Genomic DNA, 8,384 nt, shown 5'->3' with positions numbered 1-8,384 from the left:
ACTGGGGTCACGCGCGGCGGAGGCCTCCACACATGGTGTCCCCCGGGGGGGGGGGCCCCCCCCCCGTGGGGGCCCCGCCCCGTCCGCATTCCCGTGAGGATGTCAGCCGTTGAAGGAGACCGGGTAGCAGGGGACGGAGCGGGGGTGCGCCGGGTCGAGGGCGTTGAGCACCATGGCCAGCGCCCGGTGGCCGAAGGCGATCTCGATGTGGCCGGAGAAGTCGATCGGACAGCCGTCCTGCAGCGTGATGTTCGTGGTGTTGGGGCCGCTGAGGAAGGCCGTGGTGTACGGGGAGGCCAGCTCGTCGTATCGGGTGGCGATCACGGTGTAGTTCACCCCGGGGACGGTGTCGCCGCCGGTGTTCAGGTCGGTCAGGAACTGCGATCCGGTGTACTGCTGGGCGCAGCCGGGGCAGCCGACGGCGGTGAGGTCGGCGTACATGTCCAGGGTGCCCAGGAACTCCTGGAGGGTGATGAAGCCACTGATCGAGCCACCGTGGTTGGTGGGGGCGATGCCGACCAGGGTGTGGACCTTGGCGGCGCCCCCGAGGTTCTTGACGTAGTAGCGGGGCATCAGGCCGCCCTGGGAGTGGCCCACGATGTCGACCTCGGACGAACCGGTGGCCGCCAGCACCTGGTCGACGAAGTCGCGGAGCTGCACGGCGCTGCTCTCGATCGGCCACAGGGCCTTGGTGATCACCAGGTCGGAGGCCCCGTAGTTGAGGGCGAAGACGCAGTAGCCGTTGTTGCGCAGCAGTGGGGAGAGGGAGTCCCAGTTCATCCGGGCGTTGGCCGCCGTGCCGTGGACGAGGACCACGGGCCGAGGGTGAGCGGCGCTCGGCTTGCAGGACCAGTCGTTGGCGCCGGGCGGCGAGGAGTTCGGCGCCAGGTTCCCCGCGGCGGCTCCGGTGGTGAAGAGGTACGGAACCGGCAGCGGGTCGTCCGCGGCAGCGGAGGACGCTCCTGTGAGGGCGAACGCCGCGGTGGCGACGAGGGTGGTGGCGAGCGTGGTGAGGAAACGAGGTCGGGGGATCCCGAACGTGCGCATGGCGACCTCCTGAGTGGGCTGTGTAGGGTTCGCTGGAATGCCAGCCGGAAGTGTGCGTCGAATCACATCTGACGTCTACGCCTCGGAGCATGCGCCTCATCCGGCCGGGCTGATCTTGTGTGAAAGCACACCGAGCGCACGCTGGAACTGTGCTCCCCGCCACTGTCGACACCTTGTGTACCAGCGACTTCGACTCTCAGGACGGATGAGACGGGCTCTCGCGGTTCAGGGGGGCGCCACAGGAAGTGGGTGCTTCGGGCAACTTTCTGGCCCTGGTGGAGTCATGGACGTCATGGTTATTGTGGATTAACTTATCGTTGCCTGGTCAGCTACCGGGCCAGGGAGAGAGAGGGCGACGTCCCGTGCGCCGTAACGTCTTCACCGAGGACCACGAGGCATTCCGGTCCACCATCAGAGAGTTCATCGCCAAGGAGGTCGTCCCGGACTACCCGGACTGGGAGCGCCAGGGCCACGTGCCCCGCGACCTGTACCGAAAGCTCGGCGACCTCGGTGTCTTCGGCATTCAGGTTCCCGAGGAGTACGGCGGGGCCGGCGTGACCGACTTCAAGTACCAGGCCGTGCTGCGGGAGGAGACCGCGCGGGCCGGAGTGGGCTTCGGCGCGGAGTCGGTGCACACCTGCCTGGTGCTGCCGTACCTGCTGGAGTTCGGCAGCGAGGAGCAGAAGAGACGCTGGCTGCCCTCATTCCTCTCGGGCGAGATGATGACCGCCATCGCCATGACCGAGCCGGGCACCGGCTCCGACCTGGCCGGCATCAGCACCCGCGCCCTGCTCGCCGAGGACGGCACTCACTACGTCCTCAACGGCGCCAAGACCTTCATCACCGGCGGCGCACAGGCCGACCTGATCCTGGTGGTCTGCCGCACCTCGCCGTACGACCCCGAGAACCGGCGTGCGGGACTGTCCATCCTGTGTGTGGACACCACCTCGGAGGGCTTCGCCGTCGGCCGCAAGCTCGACAAGATCGGCCTGCGCGCCCAGGACACCGCCGAACTGTCCTTCACCGACGTCAGGGTCCCGGTCGAGAACCTGCTGGGGGAGGAGGGCCGGGCGTTCGCGTATCTCAGTCACAACCTGGCGGTGGAGCGGCTGGGCGCGGCGCTCGGCGGCTACGCCTCTGCCGCCGCCGCGGTCCGGTTCGCCAAGGAGTACGTCCAGGAGCGCCAGGTCTTCGGCAGGCCGGTCGCCGCCTTCCAGAACACCAAGTTCGTCCTCGCCGAGTGCGCCACCGAGGTCGAGGCCGCAGAGGCCATGGTCGACCGAGCGCTGGAGCTGCACGCGAACGGCGAGCTGACCCCCGCGGACGCGGCCAAGGCCAAGCTGTTCTGCACCGAGGTCGCCGGCCGGGTCATCGACAAGTGCCTCCAGCTGCACGGCGGTTACGGGTACATGCTCGAGTACCCCATCGCCCGCCTGTACGCCGACACCCGTGTCTCCCGGATCTACGCCGGGACCAGCGAGGTCATGAAGTCGATCATCGCCAAGGACCTCGGCCTGTAGGGCCCCTTCCCTCCCGCTTCCTCACCAAGGAGATCCCTCATGCGCGACGCAGTGATCGTCGACGCCGTGCGTACGGCCGTCGGCAAGCGCAACGGCTCACTGTCCCAACTGCACTCGGCCTCCCTCTCCGCCCATGTGCTCAAGGCCCTCACCGAGCGGACGGGGCTCGACCCCGCCCTCGTCGACGACGTGATCTGGGGCTGCGCCGGGACCGTGGGCATGCAGACCGGCTGTGTCGGTCGGGCCGCGGTGCTCGCCGCAGGCTGGCCGGAGTCCGTGCCCGGTGTGACCATCGACCGGCAGTGCGGCTCGTCCCAACAGGCCGTCCACCAGGCCGCGGCGGGTGTCATCTCGGGGCAGTACGACGTGGCGGTGGCCGGTGGCGTGGAGATCATGAGCACGATCCCGCTCGGCTCCACCCGGGCCGACGGCCGCTTCGGCGAGCCCATGGGACCGGACGTCTGGGCCCGCTACGACGGCATCCGCTTCAGCCAGGGCATGGGCGCGCAGATGATCGCCGACGAGTACGGCATCACCCGCGCCGAGATGGACCAGCACGGCCTCGACTCCCACGAACGCGCGGCCCGCGCCATCGACGAGGGGCGCTTCAAGGACCAGATCGCCCCGATCACCGTCACCGGCACCGATGGTGCGGCCCGCGTCTTCGACACCGACGAGGGCGTACGCCGCGGCTCCACGATGGAGACGCTCGCGGGCCTCAAGCCCGCGTTCAAGGAGGACGGCACCATCACCGCCGGCAACGCCTCCCAGGTCTCGGACGGGACGGGAGCCCTCCTCGTCACCACCAGCGAGTTCGCGCGGTCCCAGGGCTGGACCCCGATGGCCCGCATCCACACCGCCGTGGTCGCCGGGACCGACCCCGTCACCATGCTCAAGGGCCCCATCCCCGCCACCGCCAAGGCACTCAAGAAGGCCGGTCTCACCCTCGACGAGATCGGGGTCTACGAGATCAACGAGGCGTTCGCCTCCGTCACCCTGGCCTGGCTCCGTGAGACCGGAGCCGACTACGACCGCATGAACCCGCTCGGCGGCGCGATGGCCCTCGGCCACCCCATCGGCGGCTCCGGCGCCCGCATCATGACCACCCTCGTCCACCACATGCGCGACAACAACATCCGCTACGGCCTCCAGTCCATGTGCGAAGGCGGTGGCATGGCCAACGCCACCATCCTCGAACTTCTGTAACCACCGGAGGCAACCGATGCTCGACACCGTCCCTCCACACGACCCGGGCCTGGTCGACTTCCTGTCCCTGGAGGCGCATGAACCGGACCTGTTCCGGGGCTGGTGCCACGAAGGCATGCCGATGCGTGCCTTCGGTGGGCAGGTCGCGGCCCAGGCGCTCACCGCGGCCGGCCGGACCGTGCCGGAGGGACGGTCCGTGCACTCCCTGCACGGCTACTTCCTGCGGGCCGGCAACACCACCCGTCCCATCGTCTACGCGGTGGACCGACTGCGCGACGGCGGCTCGTACCACACCCGCCAGGTGTCGGCCTCACAGGACGGAGAGCTGATCTTCTCCCTCAACGCGTCGTTCAAGCGCCCCGAGGAGACCTGGCAACGGCAGGCCGTGATGCCGCACACCCCCGGGCCCGACGCCACCCCGGACCTCTTCGAACTCTGGGCGGCGGCCGACCCGGAGGACTGCTCCCGGACGCCGTACCACCAAGTCCTGGAGATGCGCCACGTGCCCCCGAGCGCCGAACCCGGAGCGGCCGGAGTCACCGAGCAGAAGCTGTGGATCCGCGCCGCCGACCGGCTCCCGGACGATCCGCTGCTCCACGCCTGCGCTCTCGCCTACGTCTCGGACCTCTTCCTCTCGCCGTCCACCGCGTTGCCGATCGAGCCGCCGAGGCCGCTGCGCGAGCAGCCGTCGACGGTGTATCTGACATCGCTCGACCACGCCGTCTGGTACCACCGCCCGTTCCGCGCCGACGAGTGGATGCTCTTCTCCCAGCGCAGCCCGACGGCGGGTGACGGCCGCGCCCTGGCATTCGCCGACGTCTGGGACCGCGACGGCCGGCTCATCGCCGGCGTGGTGCAGGAAACCGTGCTGCGCCCCCTGCGATGAGACGGCGTACCTCCGTAAGAAGCAGACACCAACGATGGGAGTCAGTATGCGCGACGCAGTGATCGTCGACGCGGTCCGCACACCGATCGGCAAGAGAGGCGGAGTACCGTCCGGCATCCACCCCGTGGACCTCTCCGCCCATGTGCTGGGCGCGCTCGCCGACCGCACCGGGCTGGACCCCGCCGCCGTCGACGACGTGGTCTGGGGGTGCGTCAGCCAGATCGGCGAACAGGCGTCCAACGTCGGCCGTTACGCGGTCCTCGCGGCCGGCTGGCCCGAGGAGGTGCCCGGCGTCACCGTCGACCGCGCCTGCGGCTCGTCCCAGCAGGCCGTGCACTTCGCCGCCGCCGGCGTCGTCTCCGGACAGTACGGCATCGTCGTCGCCGGCGGAGTGGAGTCGATGAGCCGGGTGCCGATCGGCTCCGCACGCAACGCCACCCAGTACGGCCGTCCTTTCGGCCCCAAGGTGCGCGAGCGGTACGGCGTCGAGGAGTTCAACCAGGGCCTCGGCGCCGAAATGATCGCCGAACGCTACGGCTTCACCCGCGCCGAACTCGACCAGCTGGCGCTCGACTCCCACGAGCGCGCCGCACGGGCGATCGACGAGGGCCGATTCGACACCCAGATCGTCCCGGTCACCACGACCGACGACGGCACTGTCGTCACGACGGACGAGGGGGTCCGCCGCGGCTCGACCCTCGAAGGCATGGCCGGGTTGAAGACCCCGTTCAAGGCGGACGGAGTGATCAGCGCAGCCAACTCCTCTCAGATATCTGATGGTTCGGCGGCCCTGCTCATCACCACCAGCGAGATCGCCGCCCAGCGGGGCTGGCACCCCTTGGCCCGCATTCACACGGCGGTCCTGGCCGGCGCCGACCCGATCACCATGGCCCTCGGCCCCATCCCGGCCACGGCCAAGGCGTTGAAGCGCTCCGGCCTGACTCTCGACGACATCGGCGCCTACGAGATCAATGAGGCGTTCGCCCCCGTTCCGGCAGCCTGGCTGCGGGAGACCGGTGCCGCATACAGCCGGATGAACCCCAACGGAGGCGCCATGGCCCTCGGCCATCCCCTCGGCGGCTCGGGCGCACGCCTGATGGCCACGCTCGTCCACCACATGCGCGACAACGGCATCCGCTACGGCCTCCAGGCCATGTGCGAAGCGGGCGGTCTGGCCAACGCCACCGTCCTGGAACACCTCTGACCCGGCCCGCAAAGACATCGCTGACGACGGCCCGTACAGCCTCCGAAGGGGCTGTACGGGCCGTCGTCGTGTTGGCGGGTCGGGGCGCGGAAGGAGAGGCGTTCCCCTCGACGGGAACGCCCCTCCGGAGTTGCGGCGAATCAGCTCCTCGACGTCAGGCCCTCGACATCAGACCCTCGATGTCAGCGGCGTTCAGACCGATCTCGGTGAGCACCTCGCGGGTGTGGCTGCCGATGACCGGGGCGGGCGCGGGCCTGGCCGCCGGGGTGCCCTGGTAGCGGGGCGCGGGTGCGGGCTGGAGCAGGCCCGCTTCGGTGTAGTAGGTGCCGCGGGCGACGTTGTGCGGATGGGTGGCGGACTCGGTCAGCCCGTACACCGGCGTGACGCAGGATTCCGTTCCGTCGAAGGCCGCGGCCCACTGGTCGCGTGTACGGGTGGCGAAGACCTCGTCCAGCCGTGCGCACATGGCCGGCCATGCCTCACGGTCGAGTTGTGCGGCGAACAGCGGCTCGTCGGTGAGCCCCAGCACATCGAGCAGTACGGCGTAGAACTGCGGCTCGACGCTGCCGACGGCCATGTAGCGGGCGTCGGCGGTGCGGTAGGTGCGGTAGAAGGGAGCAGCGCCGTCGAAGAGGTTCGCGTCCCGCTCGTCCTTCCACCGCCCGACCGCGAGAAGCCCGTGGATCAGGGAGAGTTGGACGGCGGTTCCATCGGTCATGGCCGCGTCGACGACCTGCCCCCGACCGGTGCGCTGGGCGTGGACCAGCGCGGTGGTGACGCCGAGGGCGAGCAGCATGCCGCCGCCGCCCATGTCGCCGAAGAGGTTCAGCGGCACGGGTGGGTTCTCGTCGGCGCGGCCGAGCGCACCCAGCGCACCGGCGACGGCGATGTAGTTGATGTCGTGCCCGGGTGCCTGAGCGAGAGGGCCGTCCTGGCCCCAGCCGGTCATCCGGCCATAGACCAGTCTCGGGTTGCGCTCCAGGCAGGTCTTTGGTCCGAGGCCGAGACGTTCGGCGACGCCGGGGCGGAAGCCCTCGATGAGGGCGTCGGCAGTGTCGGTGATCGCCAGGACGGCCTCGGCGCCGGCCGGGTCCTTCAGGTCCAGGGCGACCGAGCGCCGTCCACGGTGGAGCACCGGGTGGCCGGAGGCCCGGCCGGCATCGGCGGGGCGATCGATGCGGATGACCTCGGCGCCCTGATCGGCCAGGAGCATGCCGGCGAACGGGCCGGGGCCGATGCCGCCGAGTTCGACGACGCGGATGCCGTCCAGCGGTCCCGCGCTCACAGCCCGAGGTCCTTGGCGATGATGGTCTTCATGACCTCGCTGGTGCCGCCGTAGATGCGGGAGACGCGCGTGTCGGCGTACAGGCGGGCGATCGGGTACTCCAGCATGTAGCCGTAACCGCCGTGGAGCTGCAGGCACTTGTCGATGACCCGGCCGGCGACCTCGGTGCAGAACAACTTCACCTTCGCCGCGTCGGCCGCGGACAGCTCGCCGGAGTCGTCGAGTTCGATGGCCTTGTCGACCAGCGACTGCAGCGCCTCGACCTCGGTCGCGCATTCGGCGAGCACGAACTTGGTGTTCTGGAACGCGGCGACGGGCTTGCCGAAGACCTTGCGCTCCAGGGTGTACGTACGGGCGAAGTCGATCGCGGCCGTGGCCGTGGCGACGGCACCCACGCCGATGTGGAGTCGTTCACGGGCCAGATTCCGGCCGAGATAGGAGAAGCCCTTGTCCTGCTCGCCGAGGAGGTTGCCGACGGGCACGCGGACGTCCGTGAAGGACAGCTCGGACGTGTCGGAGGACTTGAGGCCGATCTTGTCCAGCTTCCGGCCGAACTCGAAGCCCTCGCTGTCGGTCGGGACGACGAGCAGGCTGAGCCCGTGACGCCGGTCGCTCTCGGTCGGTGCGGAGGTGCGGGCCACGACGACGCACAGCTCGGAGTTCCGGGCGCCGGTGATGAACGTCTTCGAGCCGTTGAGGACGTAGTGAGTGCCGTCCTCGGAGAGCCGCGCCGTGGTCCGGATCCCCGCCAGGTCGGATCCGGTGCCGGGCTCGGTCATGGCGATGCACAGCATCGTGTCACCGGACGCGATGCCGGGGAACCACCGCTTCTTCTGTTCGTCGTTCGCGAGATCGAGCAGGTACGGAAGGACGATGCCGGTGGAGACTCCGTAGTGGCCGAGAGTGACCGCGGCACGGGCGCATTCCTCGGTGATGACGACCTGGTACTTGTAGCTGATGTCGCCCGAGCCGCCGAACTCCTCGGGAATGTCGAAGCCCATCACGCCGAGCGCGCCGAGCTTGCGGAAGATCTCGCGGTCGACCAGATTGTCCTTCTCCCAGCTCTCGAAGTGGGGCTTCACCTCCTTGGCCACGAACTCCCGGATCATCGCCCGGAAGTCGTCGTGCTCCTGGGTGTAGATGCTGCGCTTCATGAAGTGGTCCTTGTGGTCGTGTGAACTCGGTCGTACACGTGCGCCCCGTCGGCGTGATCGTGCTGCCGACGGGGCGCTGTCT

7 protein-coding genes are annotated in these 8,384 nt (G+C 69.5%); 4 read left to right on the top strand and 3 right to left on the bottom strand.

Features of this window, described 5'->3' with window-relative positions; all coding sequences use genetic code 11:
• Window positions 1–102: 102 nt before the first annotated feature.
• Entirely contained in the window at window positions 103–1,047 is a 945-nt protein-coding gene (locus tag ACWGN5_RS10445) for an alpha/beta fold hydrolase (RefSeq protein WP_453513267.1), read from the bottom strand.
• Between the two features lie 362 nt (window positions 1,048–1,409).
• Between ACWGN5_RS10445 and ACWGN5_RS10440 the strand changes: the two genes are divergently transcribed.
• From ACWGN5_RS10440 to ACWGN5_RS10425, 4 genes are read left to right on the top strand one after another with little or no spacing between them, the layout of a single operon-like run.
• Window positions 1,410–2,567, top strand: coding sequence for an acyl-CoA dehydrogenase family protein (locus tag ACWGN5_RS10440; protein ID WP_453513265.1), 1,158 nt, complete (start codon window positions 1,410–1,412; stop codon window positions 2,565–2,567).
• A 39-nt stretch (window positions 2,568–2,606) separates the two neighbouring features.
• Window positions 2,607–3,773 carry a thiolase family protein gene (locus ACWGN5_RS10435; RefSeq protein ID WP_453513263.1) on the top strand — a complete coding sequence of 389 codons (1,167 nt, stop codon included), beginning with the start codon at window positions 2,607–2,609 and terminating at the stop codon, window positions 3,771–3,773.
• 16 nt (window positions 3,774–3,789) lie between these two features.
• Window positions 3,790–4,659: an acyl-CoA thioesterase gene (locus tag ACWGN5_RS10430; RefSeq protein WP_453513262.1), complete on the top strand. Its 870-nt coding sequence runs from the start codon at window positions 3,790–3,792 to the stop codon at window positions 4,657–4,659.
• Window positions 4,660–4,705: 46 nt separating this feature from the next.
• A complete protein-coding gene (locus tag ACWGN5_RS10425) occupies window positions 4,706–5,863 on the top strand; it encodes an acetyl-CoA C-acyltransferase (RefSeq protein ID WP_453513261.1) in 1,158 nt (385 codons plus the stop codon).
• A gap of 154 nt (window positions 5,864–6,017) precedes the next feature.
• Here the strand turns inward: ACWGN5_RS10425 and ACWGN5_RS10420 are convergent, their stop codons facing one another.
• Window positions 6,018–7,148, bottom strand: a complete 1,131-nt coding sequence (locus tag ACWGN5_RS10420; protein WP_453513259.1) for a CaiB/BaiF CoA transferase family protein — start codon at window positions 7,146–7,148, stop codon at window positions 6,018–6,020.
• Window positions 7,145–8,302: an acyl-CoA dehydrogenase family protein gene (locus ACWGN5_RS10415; protein ID WP_453513257.1), complete on the bottom strand. Its 1,158-nt coding sequence runs from the start codon at window positions 8,300–8,302 to the stop codon at window positions 7,145–7,147. The genes ACWGN5_RS10420 and ACWGN5_RS10415 overlap by 4 nt, the downstream gene beginning before the upstream one ends.
• Window positions 8,303–8,384: the final 82 nt, after the last annotated feature.

The organism is Streptomyces sp. NPDC055815, assembly GCF_053616475.1.
The sequence above is the reverse complement of the archived record's forward strand: the minus strand, read 5'-3'. Positions and strand labels throughout refer to the sequence as shown.